Annotated in this window: 20 protein-coding genes and 1 pseudogene; 4 read left to right on the forward strand and 17 right to left on the reverse strand. The window is 69.1% G+C overall.

What is annotated here, in order from left to right:
* The first annotated feature begins 48 nt into the window (after positions 1 to 48).
* A complete protein-coding gene (locus tag BTN82_RS17020; RefSeq protein WP_075120288.1) occupies positions 49 to 726 on the forward strand; it encodes a Crp/Fnr family transcriptional regulator in 678 nt (225 codons plus the stop codon).
* Between the two features lie 206 nt (positions 727 to 932).
* Here BTN82_RS17020 and BTN82_RS17025 read toward each other — a convergent pair whose 3' ends face one another.
* From BTN82_RS17025 to BTN82_RS17065, 9 genes and pseudogenes are all read right to left on the reverse strand, one after another.
* On the reverse strand, positions 933 to 1415 hold the full coding sequence (locus BTN82_RS17025) for an SCP2 domain-containing protein (RefSeq protein ID WP_075120289.1): 483 nt from the start codon (positions 1413 to 1415) through the stop codon (positions 933 to 935).
* A complete protein-coding gene (locus BTN82_RS17030) occupies positions 1409 to 2299 on the reverse strand; it encodes a U32 family peptidase (protein ID WP_075120290.1) in 891 nt (296 codons plus the stop codon). The genes BTN82_RS17025 and BTN82_RS17030 overlap by 7 nt, the downstream gene beginning before the upstream one ends.
* 10 nt (positions 2300 to 2309) lie before the next feature.
* Positions 2310 to 3305 carry a peptidase U32 family protein gene (locus BTN82_RS17035; protein ID WP_075120291.1) on the reverse strand — a complete coding sequence of 332 codons (996 nt, stop codon included), beginning with the start codon at positions 3303 to 3305 and terminating at the stop codon, positions 2310 to 2312.
* 109 nt (positions 3306 to 3414) lie between these two features.
* On the reverse strand, positions 3415 to 4644 hold the full coding sequence (glp, locus tag BTN82_RS17040) for a gephyrin-like molybdotransferase Glp (RefSeq protein WP_075120292.1): 1230 nt from the start codon (positions 4642 to 4644) through the stop codon (positions 3415 to 3417).
* Positions 4641 to 5195, reverse strand: a complete 555-nt coding sequence (moaB, locus tag BTN82_RS17045) for a molybdenum cofactor biosynthesis protein B (RefSeq protein ID WP_075120293.1) — start codon at positions 5193 to 5195, stop codon at positions 4641 to 4643. The genes glp and moaB overlap by 4 nt, the downstream gene beginning before the upstream one ends.
* A 97-nt stretch (positions 5196 to 5292) precedes the next feature.
* Entirely contained in the window at positions 5293 to 5940 is a 648-nt protein-coding gene (gene pdxH / locus BTN82_RS17050) for a pyridoxamine 5'-phosphate oxidase (protein WP_075120294.1), read from the reverse strand.
* 381 nt (positions 5941 to 6321) lie between these two features.
* A pseudogene (locus BTN82_RS17055) lies at positions 6322 to 6838 on the reverse strand (GAF domain-containing protein); the annotation flags it as partial.
* A gap of 183 nt (positions 6839 to 7021) precedes the next feature.
* Positions 7022 to 7462, reverse strand: coding sequence for a hypothetical protein (locus BTN82_RS17060; protein WP_075120295.1), 441 nt, complete (start codon positions 7460 to 7462; stop codon positions 7022 to 7024).
* A 36-nt stretch (positions 7463 to 7498) separates the two neighbouring features.
* Positions 7499 to 8689, reverse strand: coding sequence for an NnrS family protein (locus tag BTN82_RS17065; protein WP_075120296.1), 1191 nt, complete (start codon positions 8687 to 8689; stop codon positions 7499 to 7501).
* Positions 8690 to 9238: 549 nt separating this feature from the next.
* On the opposite strand from BTN82_RS17065, the gene BTN82_RS17070 reads away from it, so the two are divergent.
* Complete coding sequence (locus BTN82_RS17070) at positions 9239 to 9922, forward strand: Crp/Fnr family transcriptional regulator (protein ID WP_075120297.1); 684 nt, start codon at positions 9239 to 9241, stop codon at positions 9920 to 9922.
* Positions 9919 to 10110, forward strand: a complete 192-nt coding sequence (locus tag BTN82_RS17075; protein WP_075120298.1) for a protein DnrP — start codon at positions 9919 to 9921, stop codon at positions 10108 to 10110. The genes BTN82_RS17070 and BTN82_RS17075 overlap by 4 nt, the downstream gene beginning before the upstream one ends.
* A 231-nt stretch (positions 10111 to 10341) precedes the next feature.
* Here BTN82_RS17075 and BTN82_RS17080 read toward each other — a convergent pair whose 3' ends face one another.
* The 8 genes from BTN82_RS17080 to BTN82_RS17115 all read right to left on the reverse strand — a co-directional run bounded on the left by BTN82_RS17080 (position 10342) and on the right by BTN82_RS17115 (position 18110).
* Complete coding sequence (locus BTN82_RS17080) at positions 10342 to 12177, reverse strand: nitric oxide reductase activation protein NorD (protein ID WP_075120299.1); 1836 nt, start codon at positions 12175 to 12177, stop codon at positions 10342 to 10344.
* Between the two features lie 318 nt (positions 12178 to 12495).
* The gene (locus BTN82_RS17085) at positions 12496 to 13920 is read right to left on the reverse strand and encodes a cbb3-type cytochrome c oxidase subunit I (protein ID WP_075120300.1); all 1425 of its coding nucleotides are present in this window, start codon (positions 13918 to 13920) and stop codon (positions 12496 to 12498) included.
* A gap of 3 nt (positions 13921 to 13923) precedes the next feature.
* Positions 13924 to 14364, reverse strand: a complete 441-nt coding sequence (locus BTN82_RS17090; protein ID WP_075120301.1) for a c-type cytochrome — start codon at positions 14362 to 14364, stop codon at positions 13924 to 13926.
* A 97-nt stretch (positions 14365 to 14461) separates the two neighbouring features.
* A complete protein-coding gene (locus BTN82_RS17095; RefSeq protein ID WP_075120302.1) occupies positions 14462 to 14725 on the reverse strand; it encodes a cytochrome C oxidase subunit IV family protein in 264 nt (87 codons plus the stop codon).
* Positions 14726 to 14735: 10 nt separating this feature from the next.
* Positions 14736 to 15323 carry a cytochrome c oxidase subunit 3 gene (locus BTN82_RS17100; protein ID WP_075120303.1) on the reverse strand — a complete coding sequence of 196 codons (588 nt, stop codon included), beginning with the start codon at positions 15321 to 15323 and terminating at the stop codon, positions 14736 to 14738.
* The gene (locus tag BTN82_RS17105; protein WP_075120304.1) at positions 15307 to 16098 is read right to left on the reverse strand and encodes a CbbQ/NirQ/NorQ/GpvN family protein; all 792 of its coding nucleotides are present in this window, start codon (positions 16096 to 16098) and stop codon (positions 15307 to 15309) included. The genes BTN82_RS17100 and BTN82_RS17105 overlap by 17 nt, the downstream gene beginning before the upstream one ends.
* 114 nt (positions 16099 to 16212) lie before the next feature.
* Positions 16213 to 17577, reverse strand: a complete 1365-nt coding sequence (locus BTN82_RS17110) for a hypothetical protein (RefSeq protein ID WP_075120305.1) — start codon at positions 17575 to 17577, stop codon at positions 16213 to 16215.
* A gap of 89 nt (positions 17578 to 17666) precedes the next feature.
* Positions 17667 to 18110 carry a CopD family copper resistance protein gene (locus BTN82_RS17115; RefSeq protein ID WP_075120306.1) on the reverse strand — a complete coding sequence of 148 codons (444 nt, stop codon included), beginning with the start codon at positions 18108 to 18110 and terminating at the stop codon, positions 17667 to 17669.
* 166 nt (positions 18111 to 18276) lie between these two features.
* Here BTN82_RS17115 and BTN82_RS17120 point away from each other — a divergent pair, with 166 nt between their 5' ends.
* A complete protein-coding gene (locus BTN82_RS17120) occupies positions 18277 to 19929 on the forward strand; it encodes a hypothetical protein (RefSeq protein ID WP_075120307.1) in 1653 nt (550 codons plus the stop codon).
* Positions 19930 to 19931 lie beyond the last annotated feature (2 nt).

A 19931-nucleotide genomic window follows, 5' to 3' on the forward strand; every position in this document is an offset into this window, starting at 1 on the left:
GGCCGCGGTCGGCGCACGCCCTACCATGGCCGGCAGCGGAGGTACGCCATGCTGACCCACCCATCGATCGTGCTGTGCTTGCGTCGCCATCACCTGTTCAAGCAACTGCCGGACAAGGTCTTCGAGGAAGTCTGCGCCCTGGCCCAGCTCAAGCGCCTGGACAGCCAGGGCACCCTGCTGCACCAGGGCGACCCGGCCAGGCGTTTCTTCCTGCTGGTCAGCGGGCAGCTCAAGCTGTACCGGATCACCGGCGAGGGCCAGGAGAACCTGGTGGAAATCATCCAGCCCGGGCAGACCTTCGCCGAGGCCCTGCTGTTCAGCCAGGCGCGCTGCTACCCGGTGAACGCCACCGCGCTCAAGGACAGCGTGCTGGTCAGCCTCGACGGCCAGCATTACCGCAACGCCCTGGAAGACCAGCCGCAGGTGTGCCTGGCGATCCTGGCGAGCATGAGCGTGCACCTGCACCAGCGCCTCAAGGACATCGACACCCTGACCCTGGGCAGCGCCGGCCGGCGCGTGGCCAACTTCCTGTTGCAGGAACGCGACCCCCACAGCGACCAGGTGGTGCTGCAAGTGTCCAAGCGCCTGGTGGCCTCGAAACTGGGGATCCAACCGGAAACCTTCTCGCGCATCCTCCATCGCCTGACGGAAGACGGCCTGATCGCCGTGCAGCGGCGCACCATCCAGATCCTCGGCGTCGAGGCCCTGGCCGCCTACCCGGGCTGAACGCCTGCCGAACCTGTAGGCGCCGCGCTGTGCCTGGGCCACCGCTATCGCGAGCAAGCTGGCTCCTACAGTGGATCGGGGACAACGCCGGCCTCGCGAACACCGCCAAACCTGTAGGAGCCAGCTTGCTGGCGATCCAGGCGCCGCGGTAGGCCTGGAAAGCCGCCATCGCGAGCAAGCTCGCGCCTACAGGAACCGGGGCGGCTTCACCCCGCCGCCAGTCCTTTCCCCGCCCGCTCCAGGTTGTGCCACAGCCAGCGCGGCAGCACCTCGGGGTCGAGGCTGTCGATCAGGTTCTTCAGGGTCAGGCCCAGCTCGGTGTCGCCCTCGATCACCAGGCGCCGGCGAAAGAACAGGGTGTCCGGGTCTTCCTGGCGGCTGGCCAGCAGCAGGAACTCGCGCCAGTTGCCGCTGATGGTCACGTCGGCCCGGGCCCGTTCGGCGATGCGCAGGCCGTCGCGCTCGCGGGTCACGTACCAGCACAGGCCCAGGTCGGGGATGCGCAGGCACAGCCAGCGACGGCGCAGCAGGTCGAACTCGCCGGCGCGCAACGGCTCGGCCAGGCAACGGTTGAGGCCCTGTTGCAAGGCCAGGCGCTGCACGCCGAACGGCACCCGGCGCAGCAGCGGCAAGACGCGGTCGGCGACCGGCAACCAGCCAGGCTGGCGTGACGATTTTGCCTTCAGCACAGGCCCACCTCCTCGACACGCAGCATGCCGGCCTGGCCATGCCAGTAACCGTTGCAGCCGTCGACGAACAGCGGCGGCGTCGCGCCCTGGCGGACCCGTTGATAAGCCTCGACCACCTCGCCCATGCCCTGGGCCCGCGGGCTCAGGCGTAGCAGATCGGCGCCGCAGGCCTGCAACCCGGAATAGTCGGCCAGCAAGTTGGTGACCTCGGCGGACATCGTCTGGATGCCGTTGAGGGTGAACAGCGGCTGGCCTTCCTGGCTGCTCAGCGCCAGGCCGTCGGGGTACTCGATGCAACAGAAGCGGCAGTCGTCCTTGGGCCGGTCCTGCGCGCGGGCGGTGAAGCAGCGTGCGGAGTAAGCCAGCGGCAGATGCCCGTAGGCGAACACCTCGACCTCCGGCAACGCATGCCCCAGCTCCCGCGCCTGGTCGAGCACCGCGCGGATCAGGCGCGCCGAACATTCCACCGGCGGCACCCAGCGGATCATCCCGCAGCCCAGCAACTGGGCCAGGGCCTGGCCGTTGTACAGGTTGAGGGCCGGACCGCCCACGAACGGCAGCTTGCGCTCGGCGAGCATCTGCACCGCGCCCATGTCGTTGGCCTCCACCAGCAGCTCGCCGTTGTCGCACAGCCGGCGCAGGCTCGACAGCTCCGACGCGGCCTCGATCAGGGTCAGGCCGCTGAGCACGATCTGCCTCGAACCGCCACCCTGCAAGTCGCGCCCCAGGCCCAGCCATTGGTCCAGGGACAAGGCCCGGCGTTTCGAACACACGGTTTCCCCCAGGTAAATCACATCCAGGGGCAAGGCCGACATCTCGGCATAAAAACGCCCCAATTGCTCCTTGTCCCAGTAGAACAGGACGGGGCCCAGGCTGAGCTTCATCGATAACTCCTCATTGCCATGAACGGTGATAGGCGCCCAGGGTGGTCTGGCTGCCCTCGGACAAACCGGCCAGCACCTGGCGCCACTGGTCCTTGACCGCGAACCCCGCAGGCGCGGCGCGATGGGTGTCCAGCGCCGCGCGCCAGACCCGGGTGACCTGCTCGACATAGGCCGGGCTGCGCTGGCGGCCTTCGATCTTCACCGCCTCGACGCCCATGGCCGCCAGCTCCGGCAGCAGGTCCAGGGTGTCGAGGCTGGTGGGCTCCTCCAGGGCGTGGAAGCGCTTGCCCCCGACCAGGAAACGGCCCTTGCACAGGGTCGGGTAGCCCGCCGGCTCGTCCGGCCCGTAGCGGTCGATCAGCACGTCACTCAGGCGCGCGTTCAACCCCGTGGCTTCCTCGCTCCAGCGCACCGCCTTGGCCGGCGAACAGACGCCGCACAGGTTCGGCGACTCGCCGGTGATATAGGACGACAGGTGGCAGCGGCCCTCGGCCATGATGCACAAGCTGCCAAAGGCGAAGACCTCGACCGGCACCGTGCCGCTGGCCGCCACCTGGCGCACCTGGGCCAGGGACAGCACCCGCGGCAGCACCGCGCGGCGGATGCGGTAGCGCTGGACGTAGAACGCCAGGGCGCTGGCGTTGGTGGCCGAGCCCTGCACCGACAGGTGCAGGTTCAGTTGCGGATGGCGCTGGCTGGCGTAGCCCAGCACCCCGGGATCGGCGGCGATCAGCGCGTCGACGCCATGGTCGGCGGCGCGGTCCACCGCCCGCTGCCAGCGCGCCCAGCCGTCGGGCTGGGGGTAGGTGTTGACCGCCACATAGAGTTGGCGCTGGTGCTGGCGGATGTGCGCGACCGCCGCGTCGAACTGCTTGTCGTCCATGTTCAGCCCGGCGAAATGCCGGGCGTTGGTGTCGTCGCGAAAACCGACGTAGACGGCATCGGCGCCTTGGCGCACCGCCGCTTTCAGCGCAGGCAGGTTGCCTGCCGGACAGACCAGTTGCATGGGGGATCCTCAACAAGGCACACGGCGCGAGCACGCGTGCGCGGCGATCGAAACGGCGCTGCCAGTCTAGCCACGCCGCCGGCCACGGCCTTGATCGCCATCAATGACGTCATTGCATCAGTTCGGCGAACGACAGGAACGGCACCGGCTCGCCCAGGCGCACCTGGCGCTCGCACTCCACCACCGCCAGGCCGTCGGCCCAGCAGGCGGCGCTCAACATCGCCGAGCTCTGCTGCGGGTGCAGTTGCACGCTGGCCTGGCCGTCGGCGCCGGGCACCAGGCGTGCCCGCAGGTACTGCCGGCGCCGGTTGCGCTGCAACCACTCGAAGCCGGCCGGCAGCGCCAGGTTGTTCGGCAGCACATCGATCACGCCCTGGGCCCGCAGCAGGAACGGGCGCACCACCACCAGCGCGGTCACCAGCGCCGCCGACGGGTTGCCCGGCAGGCCGAGCCAGGGCTTGCCGGCCACTTGGCCGAAGGCCAGCGGCTTGCCCGGCTGGATCGCCAGGCGCCAGAAATCCACCCGGCCCAATGCTTCGATCGCTTGCTTGAGGTGGTCCTCCTCGCCGACCGAGACCCCGCCCGAGGTCAGCAGCAGGTCGCACTCCGACGAGGCCAGGCTCAAGGCATGCCGGCTGGCCGCCAGTTCGTCGGCCATGACCCCGTCGTCGTGCACCTCGACGCCCCAGCCGCGCAACAGCGCGCCCAGGCAATACCGATTGCTGTTGTAGATCTGCCCCGGCGCCAGGGGCTGGCCGGGCTCGCGCAGCTCGTTGCCGCTGCTCAGCAGGCACACCCGCAACGGCCGGTAGACCTCGACCCGGGCGATCCCGGCGGCGGCCAGCAAGCCCAGTTCCTGGGCCCGCAGGCGCTTGCCGGCCTTGAGCAGCAGTTGCCCGCGGCTCAGTTCCTCGCCCTGCTGGCGCACGTGATCGCCCGCCGTCGCCGGCGGCACCCGCACCCGTTCGCCCTCGACCCGACAGACCTCCTGGGGCGCGACGCTGTCGGCGCCCCGCGGCAACGGCGCGCCGGTGAAGATCCGCACCGCCTGCTGCGGCAGCAGGGGCGAATCGGCGGCCTGCCCGGCGGCGACGCGCCCGGCCAGCGCCAGGCTGCCGCCGCCCGCGGGCAGGTCGGCGGCGCGGAAGGCGTAACCGTCCATGGCGCTGTTGTCCCAGCCGGGCAGGTCCAGCGGCGAGGCGATATCCGTCGCCAGGACCCGGCCCAGGGCCTGTTCCAGGGCAATGCTCTGCACGGTCGGTGGCGGCGGCACCTGCTCCAGCAGCTGGGCGATGGCCTGCTCCACCGGGAGCAGCGGGCCGCTGCCGCAGACGCTCACGGGCGCACCCCACAGGCGCCGATAGCCTGTTCGGCCTGCGGCTTCAGGTGCGGGGCGAAATTGCACGGGCCGGTGCGGCTGTCCAACTGCTCGCCGAGGATCTTGTTCCAGGCGGTGCGGCAGGCGCCCGGCGAACCCGGCAGGCAACACACCAGCACGCCGTTGCTCATCCCCGCCAAGGCCCGCGACTGCAAGCTGGACATGCCGATTTCCTCCAGCGAGACCTGGCGGAACAGCTCGCCGAAACCGTCCACGGACTTGTCCAGCAGCGGCAGCACCGCCTGGGGCGTGTTGTCCCGCGCGGTGAAACCGGTGCCGCCGGTCATCAGCACCACTTGCACCGCGGGGTCGGCGATCCACTGCGAGAGCCGCGCGCGGATCTGGTAGATGTCGTCCGGCACCAGGCCGCGGTCGACCAGCACATGCCCGGCGCCCCGCAGCAGGTCGCTGAGGGTCTGGCCCGAGGTATCGGTTTCCAGGGTGCGCGTGTCGCTGATGGTCAGCACGGCGATGTTCAGGGGGTGAAACGTGCGTTGCGCCAGATGGGCCATATCAAGCCTTCCCGTGAATGAGGACAGGCCCCAGCCTGAACCGAAAGCGCCGGCGAACCTATTCCTCCAAGGAGGTACCTCGACGGGCCGACAGCCCTCAGGGCGCCAGCCGCGCGCGCTGCCAGGCGCCGTCGCGCAGGCGGTAGTCGAGACGGTCGTGCAGGCGGTCGCTGCGCCCTTGCCAGAACTCCAGGCGCTGCGGGCGCAGGCAGTAGCCGCCCCAGTGTTCGGGGCGCGGCAGCGGCTGGCCGTCGAAGCGGCTGGCGGCACTGGCCAGCAAGGACTCCAACTGCAAACGGTCGGCCAGTGGCTGGCTTTGCGGCGAGGCCCAGGCGCCGAGGCGGCTGGCCAGGGAACGCGAGTCGAAATACACATCCGACAACCGCGGCGCGAGCCGCGCCACCGGCCCTTCGATGCGTACCTGGCGCTCCAGGGCCGGCCAGAAGAAGGTCATCGCCGCCCGCGGGTTGGCCGCCAGTTCCTCGCCCTTGGCGCTCTGGTAGTTACCGAAAAAGGTCAGGCCCGCCTCGCTCACGCCCTTGAGCAACAGCACCCGGCAATGGGGCTGGCCGTGCTCGTCGACCGTGGCCAGGCACATGCTGTTGGCCTCCACCGGAGGCTGCTCGGTGTCGCGGGCCTGTTGCAACCACTGGCCGAACAGCGCCAGCGGATCGTCGGGCGCGCCCGCGTCGGGCAGGCCGTCGCGGCAGTAGTCACGGCGCATCTGGGCCAGGGAAAGGGGCATGGGGGCGATCTCCGTCAGGGGTTTGGCGCAGTCTGCGAGGCCCTGCCCCACAGCGCCTTGACCGCCATCAACGACCACCACCGATTGATCGCCCTACGCCACTGTAGGAGCGCAGCTTGCTCGCGATGAACCTGAACGCGGCGCGGGGTGTCAGCTTGCACGCGTAAGCGTTGACGACCATCGCGAGCAAGCTGCGCGCCTACAAAAACAGGCGTTACTTGAGGCGCAGGCGCCGGGCCAGTTTGTGCAGGTTGCTGGGGTCGACTTCCAGCAGCCGGGCGGCGCGGGCCCAGTTGTCCCGGCAGCGGCTCAGGGCCTGGCGGATCTTCTGCCGCTGGCAATCGTCGACCGCCGCGCTCAGGGGCAGAAATGGCTCTTCGGCGTCGCCGCGCGCCAGGCGCAGGCTGCGGTTTTCCTGCTCCAGGCGAGTGATCCGCACCGCGGCCTCGATCTGCCCGAGGCAGCGCTTGAGTTCGTCCCCAGCCGACCGCTCGAAGGCCCCGGGCGGCAACGCATCGAGGGTGACGACGCCCCAGAGCCGCCCCTCCACGTACAGGCTCGCGCCCAGGCCATCGTGCGCCGCCAGCGGCGCGCCGAGCGGATGGTCGAACAGCCCGTCGTAAGGGTTCGGCAGGCGGCTGTCGGGCGCGAATCCGGTGGGCTCACGCGACGCCAGCAGCGCCGCCAGGCGCGGGTGCCGGGCAACCGCGAAACGCCGCCCGAGGGCTTCCTCGACCAGGCCCGCGGTCGCCACCGGCCGCAGGCTGTCGTCGTCCAGGCGCAACAGGCCCACGGCCCCGGCCTTGAAGGAGTGCCGCAGGGTCTGCACCAGACGCTGCAAACGCTCGGCATTGGGCAGCTCGACACTCAGGTCGGCCACCAGACTTTCACGCAACATGCTCGTATCACCCTTACCGCGGGCAAGCCCCAGAAGGCTCGGGGCCGCCGCCCGCGCGACAAAAGTCCAGTCCATTGTTTTCAGCAGGCACCGCCCTGTGCGGTCCGCTGGCTGGCCATCATCGGCCATCGGCGCGCACCGGCCTTTGTCGCAAATCAACGTTCTCTGGAACACCGCGGCGGCTCAACCGTGCCAATAGAACATGGCCTTGGCCAGGACCACGATCAGCAGCATGTGCGCCAGCACGCTGCGGCGGATCCAGCAGGCGCGGACCGCTGTCAGCCGGGCGGTTTTCAGCCAGTACGCCAGCACCAGGTAGTGGCCGATGATGCTCAGGGCCAGGGCGATCTTCAGGCTCAGCAGGCTGGCGAAATGGCTGCCCAGGGGCTGGCCCAGGGCGCCGCGATGGTGCCAGGCCAGGCCGAGGCCGGAGCCGTACAACAGCAGCACCACGCCGTGCAGGACCTTGCGCGAACGCACCGCGATGGCCTGGTCGGCCAGCGCCTGGGCGTCGCTGGCCAACTGCCGGCGCGCGGTGTGCCAGATGCACACCTCGAAGAACAGCGTGCCGATGAACGCGATGGCCGCCAGCAGGTGGGCGCCCAATAACCAGGGGTAAATCATGGCGTGTTTCCTTGTTCAGCGTGCGAAGCCCAGCGTTCAACCCGGATGCCCGTCGACCCGCGCCCGCAGCAGCATCGGCGCGTACCGCCAGAGGTACAGCGCGAAGGCCAGGACCCAGCACAGCCCCGCCAGCCACAACGCCGCCAGCGGCAGCCACAGCACCAGCACGACCCGGCTGAAGCAGGCCAGGTTGAGCAGCACGAATGCCAGGGTCATCCCCGCCGGCGGCTCCAGCGGGCGCCCGGTATGCCCCAGGCTGACCCGCGCGATCATCGCCAGGATCAGCCCGGCCATGGCGCCGATGGTCAGGCCGTGCACGGCCAGGCTGGGGTTCAGCGGCGCGCCGAAATGCCACAGCGCCATGCCCAGGCAGGCCAGCGCCAGCCAGGCGTAGGCCAGGTGCAGCGACCACAGCAGCGGCACCCGCCACAACCCGCGGTCGTGCCAGCGCCACAAGCGCAGCAGGTGCCCGGCCGCCAGCAGCAGAAACAGTGCGCCGACCCCGGCATTGACCGTAAGCGCCAGCCCCGTGGCGTACGCCAGCGCCACCAGCGCCGAACCCACCAGCACCAGGCGATCGAGCCACGGCCAGGGCGCCACCGCCGCGGCCCGGCCAAGGCCGCGCTGGGTGAAGAACGGAATCACCCGGCCGCCGATCAAGCCCATCATCGCCGCCACCAGCCACAGGCCGCTGAGCACGCCCTGGCGCTGCCAGCCTCCGTGGCCCGGCAGCAGGCCAGCCACCGACACGCCGTCCGCCGCGGCCAGCAACAGCAGCACCAGGACGATCGGGTAATTGCGCCGTTGCCTGACCTTCCACAGCAGGCGCCCCATCAACCCGGCCAGCGCCAGGGGAAACCCCAACTCCAGCACGGCCAGCAGCGGCCACGGCGCGTTACCCAGCCAGGCCAGGCGCGCCGCCAGCCAGAGCAAGGCCAGGGCCGCCAGCGGTGTGCCACTGAGGCCCGGCTGACCGGTCCAGGTCTGCACCGCGGTCAGCAGGAAACCGCCGACGATCGCCAGGCCGAAGCCGAACAGCAGTTCGTGACGGTGCCAGCCCAGCCAGCCCCCCGCCGGTTGCCAATCGCCCAGGCTACCGTGCAGGGCCGCCAGCCACAGCGGCACCGCCAGCAACGCCAGGGCGCAGCCGGCGAGAAAAAACGGCCGGAAGGCCAGGCGCAACAGCGGCACTATGGCCAGGGCCGCGCGACGCTCAAGTACTTGCATGAAGCCACTCCTTTTTACCCGGCATTTTTTACCCCGCACTTTTTTACCCAGCGGCCGATCCGGCGAATCGGTCCTCCAGCATCATCGGCCATGGGCCCGGGCTTGCCCTTGTCGTATATCAAGCTTGCCGAGGGACGGCGGGCACACTGCCCGCCCGTGCCATTGGCTGTGCAAGGGGCGTGCCCCGACGCCGGCCACCCTCGCCCGGCCCGGAGCCGTGGGGTGCGCCCGGTATCGGCGCGCGGGCGTGCTTGCGCAAGCAGAGTCAAAATGACCAATCGATAGTCATTTACACCCGAAACACCAAGGGTCGTTTTGACTACAGCACTGAAAGCTTCCCGTGTATTCCGCGGCTTGGGCGCCTGGCCCGGCTCTTGCTGAACCCCGGGCACCCCGATCCTTCTCGAACCGCCGGAGCCACCATGCATAACGTCATCCAGCCACTGACGTGGTTCGCCGTCCTGGGCGCGATCCTCGCCCTCGCCAGCCGTGTCGCCCTGACCCTTATCTGAGCGCCCTCCACCCTCCCCTGACCCAAGGATGAATGCCATGGTGCTTCACCGCGTCCATCACCAGATCCTGCGCAGCCATCACCTGTTCGAGCCCTTGAACGAGGAGCAGCTGGACGAGCTGATGGCGGCCAGCCAGTTGCTCAGCCTCGACAAGGGCGACCCGTTGTTCCGCCAGGGCGAACCGGCCGAGGCCTTCTATTTCGTGATCGCCGGCGCGGTGAAGGTCTACCGCCTGACCCCGGACGGCCAGGAAAAGGTGTTCGAGGTCATCGGCCCGCGCCAGACCTTCGCCGAGGCCATGATGCTGATGGACACCCCGGACTACGTGGCCTCGGCCGAAGCCATCGGCCCGACCCAGCTCTACCGCCTGGCCAACGCCACCTACCTGCGGCTGCTGCAAAACAACAGCCGCCTGACCTTCGCCCTGCTCGGCAAGCTCTGCGTGCGCCTGCACCAGCGGGTCAACGAGATCGAGACCCTGTCGCTGAAAAACGCCACCCACCGCGTGGTGCGTTACCTGCTGACGCAGCTGATGCAGGTACAACCGGTGCAGCGCCAGTTCGAGCTGCCAATGGCCAAGCAGTTGATCGCCGGCCACCTGGCGATCCAGCCGGAGACCTTCTCGCGGATCATTCGCCGGCTGATCGACGACAAGATCATCAGCCAGGACGGCCGCCAGATCGTCATTCTCGACCGGCCGCGCCTGGAGCAATTCGAATGAGCGCAGCCTCGGTCTGCCTGTACTGCCAGGGCCGCAATCCGCCGCTGCAAACCCACTGCCGCCACTGCGGCATGCCGTTGCCGGCTCCGACGGCACAGGTCGAGGCCCGTCGGCTGCGGTGTTTCCAGTGGTTCTGCCTGGGCCTGACGCTGTTCTGCGTGGCGATGTTTTTCTGGTTGCCGCGCTGAAACACCCCGCCGCCCGATTGGCGGCGACACGCGAGGGTGTACGCCTGTAGCCGCTGCCGAGCCTGCGAGGCTGCGTACGAGAACGAAGTTCTCGCAAGGCCTGCGCACCGGGTTTGTCTGAAACACCGCGCCGCCCGATTGGCGGCCGCTGCGCGCCCGTACGCAGCCTCGCTTCGCTCGGCAGCGGCTACAGACCGCGCACGGCTACGGACCTTCGCTCGTAATGGCGCCTCAGGGCCGGGTCAGTTGGCGATACAGCTGCGGCAAGCGCAGGGGCAGTTGTTCGGGCTGGCGGATCAGGGTGTAGCCCTGGTTGCCGAACAGGTACGGCAGGTAGCTCGCGGCCTCGCGATCGATGGTGATACAGAACGGCGTCAGCCCCTGGCGCCGCGCCTCCAGCAGCGCCGCGCGGGTGTCCTCCACGCCATAGCGGCCCTCGTAGAGGTCCAGGTCGTTGGGCTTGCCGTCGGTCAGCAACAGCAACAGCTTGCGTTGGCGCGGGCGGCCGCCGAGCAGGCGCGTGGCCTGGCGGATGGCCGCGCCCATGCGCGTGTAGAACCCCGGCTTGAGCCCCTGGATACGCCCGCGGGTGCGGTCGTCGTAACCCTGGTCGAAGGCCTTGAGTTCGAGCATCCGCACCTGCTGGCGGCGCAGCGAGGAAAACCCGTACAGGGCGAAATCGTCGCCGAGGGCCGAGAGGGTTTCGCCGAACAGCAGCAGGCTGTCGCGGATCACCTCGATCACCCGCTGCATATCGTTGAGGTGCGCGTCGGTGGACATCGAGACATCGGCCAGCAACAGGCACGCCAGGTCGCGCCGGGCCGGCCGCCGCTCCAGGAACAGCCCGCGTTCGGCGCAGCCGCCATGGGCGCGCTCGACCTGAAAATCCACCCAGGCCGACAGGTCCAGCTCCTTGCCCTGGGGCTGCTGGCGCAACCATTGGCGCTGGTTGCGCAGTTGCTGGAACTGGCGCCGCAAACGCTGCGCCTGGGCCTTGAGGCGCGGCGGCAACGGCTGCGGCAGGTCGTCGCGCGGGGCGAGCATCTGCAGGTTGACGAACGCCTGTTGCAGGCGCTCCTTGCGGTAGTCCCATTCCGGCAGGCGGATGCCCTCGCCCAGGGGAATATCGTCGACGTCCGCCGGCGGCAGGTCCAGGTGCAGCTTGAGGCCGCCGCCCTTGCGCAGGCGGGTGCGCGACAGGGTCAGCTCATCGAGGTCGGCGGCGACCCGGGCAGCGTCCGGGTCTTCGCTGTCGTGCGCCCAGCGGTCGAGGTCCACATGCTCGGTCCAGCTGAACAGGTTCTCCAGGCGCACGATCAGCAGGCCGCCGTCGCGCGGGTGTTCCTCGACCCGGCTGGCGCGTTTGCGTCCGCCGGCCTGCTCGCCGGCGGTGCTGGCAAGCTCTTCGGGCGAGTCCTCCAGGTCGGCGGCCAGCGGGCTGGCCAGTTGCAACGGCGGGTACAGCCACAACGGCACCGGCCAGGCCGCGCGTTCGCTGCGGGGAAATTCGGCGACGCTGCCGGGTTCGCGCAGGGCCCGGCACACCGCGCGTTCCAGCGCGGCGTCGGCGCGGCTCAAGGTCGTCGGGTCCGGGCGCAGGGGCAGGTGCGCCTCGACCAGCCGCTGGTAACGCCCGCGCAACGCCGGGTAGCGCTGCAACAGTTGGCGGGTCCAGCGCTGGTTGTCGCGGCCCCAATGGCGCAGCGGCCCGGACTGCGCCGCCAGCAGCGCCAGCCAGCGGTAGAGTTCCTCGTTCAGGGCGGCCTCGGGAAACACCGCGAGGCTCGCCGGCAGGCGCAGGTTGTCGGCGTCGCACCAGGCCAGGGGCACCTGCCGGCAGGTACCGGCGATCTGCTGCAACAGGCTGCGGCGCAGCAGCAGGTCGCGCTCGCTGGCCGCCTCCACGCCGCGACCGGCCCCGCCCATCGCCCGCAACAACAGGGCCAGGGCGCGCTGGCGCGACGCCAGTTCGACCCGCGCCTCGGGGAAATCCACGCTGGCCCGGCGGGTGATGAAACGGTGCCAGACGCTGCCGACCCACTCTTCCAGTTCCGGGGTAAAGGCCATGCGGCCCTCCTTTTCAAATGCCGGGAAACGGCCCGGACGCCTGTAGCCGCTGCCGAGCCCGTGAGGCTGCGTACGAGGACGCAGTCCTCGCAAAGCCTGCGCACCGGGTTTGCCTGAAACACCGCGCCGTCCGGTTGGCGGCCGCTGCGCGCCCGTGCGCAGCCTCGCTGGCGCTCGACAGCGGCTACAGGGCCAAGGTCCTGTGCGCTTTTGTAGCCGCTGCCGAGCCTGCGAGGCTGCGTACGAGGACGCAGTCCTCGCAAGGCCTGCGCACCGGGTTTGCCTGGCACGCCACGTCGTTCGGCCTGCGGCATGTCATCAGGGCATGGCCGGGGCGGTTGCACGCAGGGCGGCGCGGCCGCGCTGGCGGAAGCTCAGCAGGTAGCACAGCAGCCCGGCGAGAAAGCCCAGGCCGGCGGCCAGGCGTGCCCAGAACAGCCCACCCAGATGCTCCACCGTGGCCATGAACGGCAGCGCGCTGCCGTCTTCGGCCCAGCGTTGCAGCAGCACCTGAACCACCCCGGCGGCGGTGAGCAACAGGGTGATCATCACCATCGACAGGGTCATCAGCCAGAAGCCCCAGACCTCCAGGGTCTGCGAGCGTTCGTCCGCCGCCTCGCCGAGCCCGCGCAGGCGCGGCATGGCGTAGCTGATCAGGGTCATGACGATCATCGCGTAGGCGCCGTAGAACGCCAGGTGGCCGTGGGCCGCGGTCAGTTGCGTGCCGTGGGTGTAGTAGTTGACCGGCGCCAGGGTGTGCAGGAACCCCCAGACCCCAGCGCCGAAGAACGCGGTCACCGTAGTGCCCTTGGCCCACAGCGTGGCGGCGCGGTTCGGGTGTTGCCGGCGGCGATTCTTCACCATGCTGAAGGCGAAGATCACCATGGCCAGGAACGGCAGCGGCTCCAGCGCCGAGAAGATCGAGCCGACCCACAGCCAGACCTCGGGCGCGCCGATCCAGAAGAAGTGGTGGCCGGTGCCGATGATCCCGCTGATCAGCGCCATGGCGATGATCACGTACAGCCACTTCTCCACCACTTCGCGGTCGACGCCGGTGATCTTGATCAGCACGAAAGCCAGCATCGCGCCCATGATCAATTCCCACACGCCTTCCACCCACAGGTGCACCACCCACCACCAGTAGAACTTGTCACGGGCAAGGTTGGCCGGGTTGTAGAAGGAGAACAGGAAGAACACCGCGAGGCCGATCAGGCCGGTCATCATGACCATGCTGACCGTGGTCTTGCGACCCTTGAGCAGGGTCATGCCGATGTTGTAGAGAAAGCCCAGGCAGACGACCACGATGCCCATCTTGGTGATAGTCGGCTGTTCGAGGAACTCGCGGCCCATGGTCGGCAGCAGCTCGTTGTGGGTCAACCGCGCCAGCCCCGCGTAGGGCACCAGCAGGTAGCCGAGGATGGTCAGCACGCCGGCGGCGGCGAACACCCAGAACAGCACCAGCGCCAACCTCGGGCTGTGCAGCTCGCGGTCGGCTTCTTCCGGGATCAGGTAATAGGCCGCGCCCATGAAGCCGAACAGCAGCCAGACGATCAGCAGGTTGGTATGGACCATCCGCGCCACGTTGAAGGGAATGACCGGGAACAGGAAGTCGCCGATCACGTATTGCAGGCCCATGATCAACCCGAACAGCACCTGGCCGAGGAACAGCATCAGGGCGAACACGAAGTAGGGTTTGGCCACGGCTTGCGAAGCGAATTTCAGATGGGGATTGGCAACGCGCATGGTTCAGCCCTCCTTGTTTGGCGGCCAGCCATTGGTGTTGATGTTCGAGCTCCACTTGAGGAACTCGGCGATGTCGTCGACCTCCTGCTGGCTCAGGTTGAACTGCGGCATGGCCCGGCGCCCGGGCACGCCCAACGGCTGCATCTTCATCCAGGCCTGCAGGAACGGCTTGAAGCCGGCCTCGCCGCCGCGGCGCTGGAACACGTTGCCCAGCTCCGGCGCGAAGTAGGCGCCCTCGCCCAGCAGCGTGTGGCAGCCGATGCAGTTGTTCTGTTCCCAGACCGTCTTGCCGCGCACCACCGCCGCGCTCAACAGCGCGTCGTTGCTGCGTACGGGAAAGGTCTGCTCGGTGTGGTAGGTCAGGGCCAGGAAGATCAGGAAGAAGAACACGCTCCCCCCGAAATAGATGTTCCTGGCCATGCCTTTGGTGAAGGTGTCCGACATGCTCGCTTCCTCTTTGCTTGGCCCGGCCATTCTAGGAAGCGCGGGTCGCGAACCCGCTTGATGGCGATCAAGAAACTCCGATGGTTTTACTCGGGTATTAGCCCAGCAGGAGCAGGCCCAGCAGCAACGCCAGCAGCACCGCCCAGCCCAGCAACAGCCCGCGCCAGAGACGCGGCCCGTGGCGCAGCTCCATGAAACCGTCGACGATCAGCCAGGCCTTGGCCACCGCCAGCAGCAGGATCAGCGGCGCCAGCGGCCAGCCCGGCGCGCCGCTGCGGGCCCAGCCGCCGAGCCAGACGGTGCCCAGGCTGAGACCGGCCAGGGCCGCCCAACAGACCAACAAGAAACCGCGCGCGGACATGCCCACCTCGTCAATCCAGAACGTAGACCAGCGGAAACAGCAGCACCCAGACCAGGTCCACCATGTGCCAATACAGCACCGCGGACTCGAAGCCCGCCTGGCGCCCGGCGCCGTAGCGCCCGCGCAGGCAGCCGTGAGCCAGCCAGCCGAGCATCAGCAGGCCGAGTAGCACGTGGAGGAAATGAAAACCGGTGAGGACCCAGTACAGGGTGAAGAAGGTGTCGTGCGCAAGATCCAGTCCCAGCTCCAGCAGGTGCCGGTATTCGCCGAGCTTGAGCCGCAGGTAGACGCCGGCCACCAGCAAGGCCGCCAGCAACAGCGTCGCCGCCGAGCGCGGCCGGGCCCGCCGGACCCGCTCCAGGGCCAGCGCCGCCAGCAGCCCGGTGCCCAGCAGGCTCAGGGTCATGGCCAGGCCGGTGGAGGTGTCGAGCCACTGGCGGCTGGCGGCGAACAGCTGCGGCTTGAGTTGCTGGGTCACGGCGAACGCGAGGATCAACAAGGCGAACACCGACAGCTCGGCGAGGATGAACAACCACATCGCCAGGTCCCCCGGCAAGCGTCGTCCGGGGGCCGCGACAGGCTCAGCCGAAGTGCACATCGACCACGTCCATCAGCGCCGCCACCGTCGCCGGGTCGTCGCTCAGGGGCTCGGCCAGGCAGGCCCGGCACGCCTCGCGCGGGGTCATGCCGGCGGCGATCATGCGCGCGGTGAAAATCAGCAACCGGGTCGAGGCCACCTCCTCCAGGTCATGCTGTTCCAGGCGTCGCAGGGCGTGCCCGAGGCCAACGATCCGCGCCGCCAGGGCCGCCTCGACCTGGGCCTCGCGCTGGACGATGCACGCTTCTTCGGCCGGCGCCGGGTAGTCGAAGCGCAGTGCCACGAAGCGCTGGCGGGTGCTGGGTTTCAGGCCCTTGAGCAGGTTCTGGTAACCGGGGTTGTAGGACACCACCAGCATGAACGACGGCGGCGCCCGCAGCACTTCACCGGTGCGTTCGAGGAACAGCTCGCGACGGTCGTCGGCCAGGGGGTGCAGGACCACCACTGTGTCCTGGCGCGCCTCGACCACTTCGTCGAGGTAGCAGATGCCGCCCTCGCGCACCGCCCGGGTCAGCGGCCCGTCCTGCCACCAGGTGCCCTGGGCGCCGATCAGGTGGCGGCCGGTCAGGTCGGCGGCGCTCAAGTCGTCGTGGCAGGCCACGGTGTGCAACGCCAGGTTCAGCCGATGGGCCATGTGCTGCACGAAACGGGTCTTGCCGCAGCCCGTGGGGCCTTTGATCAGGACCGGCAGGCCATGCCGCCAGGCCTGCTCGAACAGCGCCTGTTCATTGTCCAGCGGTTGGTAGAAGGGTTCGCGAGCGTGTCCGAGGTCCATGGGCTACCTGATTCGACGGCGGGGTTCGGCACCACGCTAAGGCGCCGCGCGCGACCCGACAAGCCACCCGGCCGGCAAACTTGATCGCCGTCAAGCGCACAGCGACCGCTCGACTCAGCGCTCGCTGTCCGGCTCGATGCATTCCCGGGCGCAGGCCTGCCCGGGGCTGTTCAGGTCTTCCTCGAACAGCTGGCAGATGCTGTCCACTTCCGGCCGGCCGGCGGGCAGGATGCTGATGAAACGGTCCGAGAGTTCCACCAGGCCGCTCCAGCTCAGCTGCTGCAAACGCCGCCAGGCGCCGGCGAAATACTGGCGAAAGATCAGCCCGTAGCGGCTTTCGATGGCCAGGATGTCCAGCTCCAGGTCGCAGGCCAGGCGCTCCATCACCAACTGCCGGACCCGGTCCGCGGCCTCGCAGCGCCAGCCGCGACAGGTGGCCAGCTGGCCCAGGTCCAGTTGCTGCTGATAGTCGTGTTCCACCTCGCTGTTCTGGGTGTACAGCTCGTCGAACTGGCTGATGGCGCCCAGTCCGAGCCCCACGTGGTCGCAATAGCCGTGGCAGGTGAAACCCTGGCAGTTGCGCCGCAGCCTGCCGCGCTCCTGGGCCAGCATCAGGTCGTCGTCGGGGCGCACGAACTGGCCCAGGCCGATGTACTGGTAACCCGCTGCCAGCAGGTGCTCGAAGCAGATCCGCCGCATCGCGTCCTTGGCCTGCGGGGCACAGGGTTCGCGACGCCCGGCCTGGCCCTGGCGCCGATAGCGCAGCGGCGGCTGGGCGTAGTCGAACACCAGCAGGCGGTCGGGCTCCAGCTCGATCAGGGTCGCCAGCTTGCTGGCGAAACTCGCCGGGGTCTGCCAGGCATGGCCGTACCCCAGGTCGACGTTCACCGAGCGATAGCCGAAGGTCCGCGCGGCATCGATCAGCGAGTGGATGGGCGCCGGATTCTGGTAGCAGGCCTCTGACCGTTCGCAGTCGGCGCCGATGTCCGGCACGCCGATGCAGACCTGGTTGAACCCCTGCTCGCGCAGCAGGCCCATGGTCGCCCAGTCGGTGCGGTGCAGGTCGACCTCGATGCTGTAGTCGCCGCAATCGTGGTCGAGAAAATGGAAGCGCTGGCGCAGCTGCTGCATCAGGCGTTGCAGATGCGCCGCGCCGGGCGTGGCGCCGCCGAGGTGGAACTGCTCGACGCGCTGCTCCGGCCCCAGGTGGCAGCCGACCAGCTCGATCTCGCGCGCCAGGCGCCGCAGGTAAGCCTCGTCGGCGGCGTGTTCGTCCGCCAGGCCCGCCCCACGGCTCGGGAACTGCACGTTCAGCGACAGCGGCCGATGTTTCTGCCGGCTGCTGCGCAAGGCGCGCAGCAGGTCCAGCGAGCCGATGCCGGCATGGAACCTACGCGTGTCGGCGTGGCAGTTGGGGTCGAGCACGCCTTGATCGCGGCGCAGGCCCGGCTCGCGGCGGTGCTGGAGTGGATCGGGCATGACAAGCCTCCGGGACTGGCGATGGAGGGCCAGTGTCCGGCGTTAACGCCCGGGGCTCCTTGACTTGCATCAAACGTGAGGTCGGCGGCTCACCAGCTCAGGTAGAACATCCCCTTGGCCAGCAGCACGATCAGCACCATGTGGCCGAACAGGCTGTGATGGATGAAGTGCGAGTAACGGGCATTCATGCGCCCGCGCTTGAACAGCAGCATGGCCGCCAGGAAATGCCCGAGCACGCTGGCGGCCAGCAGGATCTTCAGCAGCAGCAAGGTGCCGAACGACGACGCCAGCGGCGCCGCCAGCACCGGCAGGTAGCGCGCCCAGACCATGCCCAGGCCGGCGCCGAACAACGTCAGCAGGACCCAGGGCATCAGCGTCCGCGCACGGCGGCCGATGCCCTGTTCGAGCAGCACCATGAGCTTGGCGGGCAGTTGCTTTCGGATGTGTTCCAGGAACAGCACTTCGAAGAACACCGTGCCGATGAACACCAGCGCGGCGAACAGGTGCAGCGTAAGCAGCAACGGATAGATCATGCGTCCCCGGGCCCCACAAGCCATGGATGGAAGGCGAGCCTAGCGCCGCCGCCCGCCGCCGCGCTTGACGCCAATCAAGAAACCAGCGCGCCGACGAATGCTTCCGCGCGTGGGCACGCTGCGGGTAGCATGGCCACGCCACACGGCCGTCAATCAGGAAGCCGCAATGACCCGCATCATGGACCCCACCTTGCACGCAACAGGCAGGATCACCGGCGCGTTCTTCCACCCCGCCGGCGATATCGCCGCCGTGGTCTCGGAATTTCCCTTGCTGATCAACCCGCCCGCGCGGGCGGCCTACGGCGGTACGGCGCTGCGCTATCGGGTCGGCCTGTACCGACGCGGCGCCGCGGTACCGTTCGCGGTCTTCGACGAGCTGCGCCTGCCGATCAACGACCTGGATTTCCACCCCAGCCTGCCGCGGTTGCTGATCGGCGCCGGCAGCTACGACGGCGGCTATCTGTTCGAGGGCGAACTGGTGGTCTGGGACTGGCAGAGCGGCCACAACCGCCGCCCTTTTGCCGATATTCCCGAAGTGCAGCGCTGCCGCTACGACGCCAGCGGCGAGCGGATCGAAGCCTGGGTCCGCCCCTGGAACGAAGAATGGGACGGCCTGGACGACAGCGACTGGCCGGCGGTCCTCGACACCCTGTTCCGGGTACAGGCCGACGACAGTGACGCGGCGTGGGCCGCGCAAACGCCCGCGGTGCTGGAACTGGACCCGGCCGCCACCGTCGCCGCCGCGCAACGCCCCGCCGACGAGCCGAGCCCGCCGACGACGCGCCTGGCCCAGTGGCTGGGCGTGCCCGCGCTGGAATGCCGCAGCGCGATCCGCGACATCGTCTGGCTCGGCCCGCAGCGGATCGGCGTCACCCACGACGATTGCCTGCTGGACATCTACGGCACGGACGGCACCCGGCTTGCCCACTATGCGGGCTCGGGCTACGGCGCCGAGATCCTGCGCGGGGCCGGGGTGCATGTGCACGGCGTGCAGCTGCAGGACGGCCCCGAAGCCTATCGACGGGATTCGCGCCTGTACCGGCTGACGGACGACGGCCTGGTCCTGGTGCGGGCCTACGACGACGAATACACCTTTTCCGCGTCCACCGACGGCCGCCTGCTGGGGCGCCGCAACCGCCTGCGCGCCCCCGGCTCGACAGCCGGCGACACCCTGCTCGACCCGGCCCGCGACAGCGTCCGGCGCCTGGATATCGGCCACTACGACTGCTTCAACCACTACCTCGGCATCAGCGGCGCCCCGCAACTGTTCGCCCTCCAGGGCACCCCGGCCAGCTCCCACGAACACAAGTACCTGTGCATCGTCCAGCCCGACGGCGAGGTGCGCCGGCTGTGGCCGCTGCTCAAGCCCGATCGCACCCCCGCCAGCCACGCCATGGAATGTCGCGGCGCTTACGTCGAGGACGCCCTGGGCGCCGGCGTGGCCATCGCCGGCCGGCACTACAGCCCGTCGGTCAGCGAGCCGTACCAGGGTTTCATCTACCGCAAGCAGTTGCCGTCCGGCCAGGAATTGTGGCGCCACCCCACCGCTGCCTCCCCCAGTTCGCTGGCGCATCTGCCCGAAGCGGGCCTGGTGGCGGCGGCCTTCCTCGATGGCCGCCTGCTGCTGATCGACGCCCGCAGCGGCGCCCGACGGCTCGATGCCAAGGTGCGTATCGACGGTTGGCCGACCCTGATTTACGCCATGGACGCCCGCGACGGGCACCTGGCGTTGGGCACGGCGGATGGGCGGATTGTCGTGCAATCGGTCGAGGCGTTGCTGGCTGCGGGGAGCGATCGGCCCTGGGTGGAGATCGGCTGAGC

It is taken from the genome of Pseudomonas chlororaphis (assembly GCF_001921865.1).
Taxonomy (GTDB): Bacteria; Pseudomonadota; Gammaproteobacteria; order Pseudomonadales; family Pseudomonadaceae; genus Aquipseudomonas; species Aquipseudomonas chlororaphis_D.

Coding starts and splice junctions, on each gene's coding strand:
- BTN82_RS17100 (WP_075120303.1), bottom strand. CDS start 15,323: ATGTGCACTTCGGCTGAGCCTGTCGCGGCCCCCGGACGACGCTTGCCG.
- BTN82_RS17060 (WP_075120295.1), bottom strand. CDS start 7,462: ATGATTTACCCCTGGTTATTGGGCGCCCACCTGCTGGCGGCCATCGCG.
- BTN82_RS17065 (WP_075120296.1), bottom strand. CDS start 8,689: ATGCAAGTACTTGAGCGTCGCGCGGCCCTGGCCATAGTGCCGCTGTTG.
- BTN82_RS17105 (WP_075120304.1), bottom strand. CDS start 16,098: ATGGACCTCGGACACGCTCGCGAACCCTTCTACCAACCGCTGGACAAT.
- BTN82_RS17035 (WP_075120291.1), bottom strand. CDS start 3,305: ATGCAACTGGTCTGTCCGGCAGGCAACCTGCCTGCGCTGAAAGCGGCG.
- BTN82_RS17080 (WP_075120299.1), bottom strand. CDS start 12,177: ATGGCCTTTACCCCGGAACTGGAAGAGTGGGTCGGCAGCGTCTGGCAC.
- pdxH (WP_075120294.1), bottom strand. CDS start 5,940: ATGCCCCTTTCCCTGGCCCAGATGCGCCGTGACTACTGCCGCGACGGC.
- BTN82_RS17120 (WP_075120307.1), top strand. CDS start 18,277: ATGACCCGCATCATGGACCCCACCTTGCACGCAACAGGCAGGATCACC.
- BTN82_RS17110 (WP_075120305.1), bottom strand. CDS start 17,577: ATGCCCGATCCACTCCAGCACCGCCGCGAGCCGGGCCTGCGCCGCGAT.
- BTN82_RS17090 (WP_075120301.1), bottom strand. CDS start 14,364: ATGTCGGACACCTTCACCAAAGGCATGGCCAGGAACATCTATTTCGGG.
- BTN82_RS17075 (WP_075120298.1), top strand. CDS start 9,919: ATGAGCGCAGCCTCGGTCTGCCTGTACTGCCAGGGCCGCAATCCGCCG.
- BTN82_RS17030 (WP_075120290.1), bottom strand. CDS start 2,299: ATGAAGCTCAGCCTGGGCCCCGTCCTGTTCTACTGGGACAAGGAGCAA.
- BTN82_RS17070 (WP_075120297.1), top strand. CDS start 9,239: ATGGTGCTTCACCGCGTCCATCACCAGATCCTGCGCAGCCATCACCTG.
- BTN82_RS17095 (WP_075120302.1), bottom strand. CDS start 14,725: ATGTCCGCGCGCGGTTTCTTGTTGGTCTGTTGGGCGGCCCTGGCCGGT.
- BTN82_RS17115 (WP_075120306.1), bottom strand. CDS start 18,110: ATGATCTATCCGTTGCTGCTTACGCTGCACCTGTTCGCCGCGCTGGTG.
- moaB (WP_075120293.1), bottom strand. CDS start 5,195: ATGGCCCATCTGGCGCAACGCACGTTTCACCCCCTGAACATCGCCGTG.
- BTN82_RS17020 (WP_075120288.1), top strand. CDS start 49: ATGCTGACCCACCCATCGATCGTGCTGTGCTTGCGTCGCCATCACCTG.
- BTN82_RS17085 (WP_075120300.1), bottom strand. CDS start 13,920: ATGCGCGTTGCCAATCCCCATCTGAAATTCGCTTCGCAAGCCGTGGCC.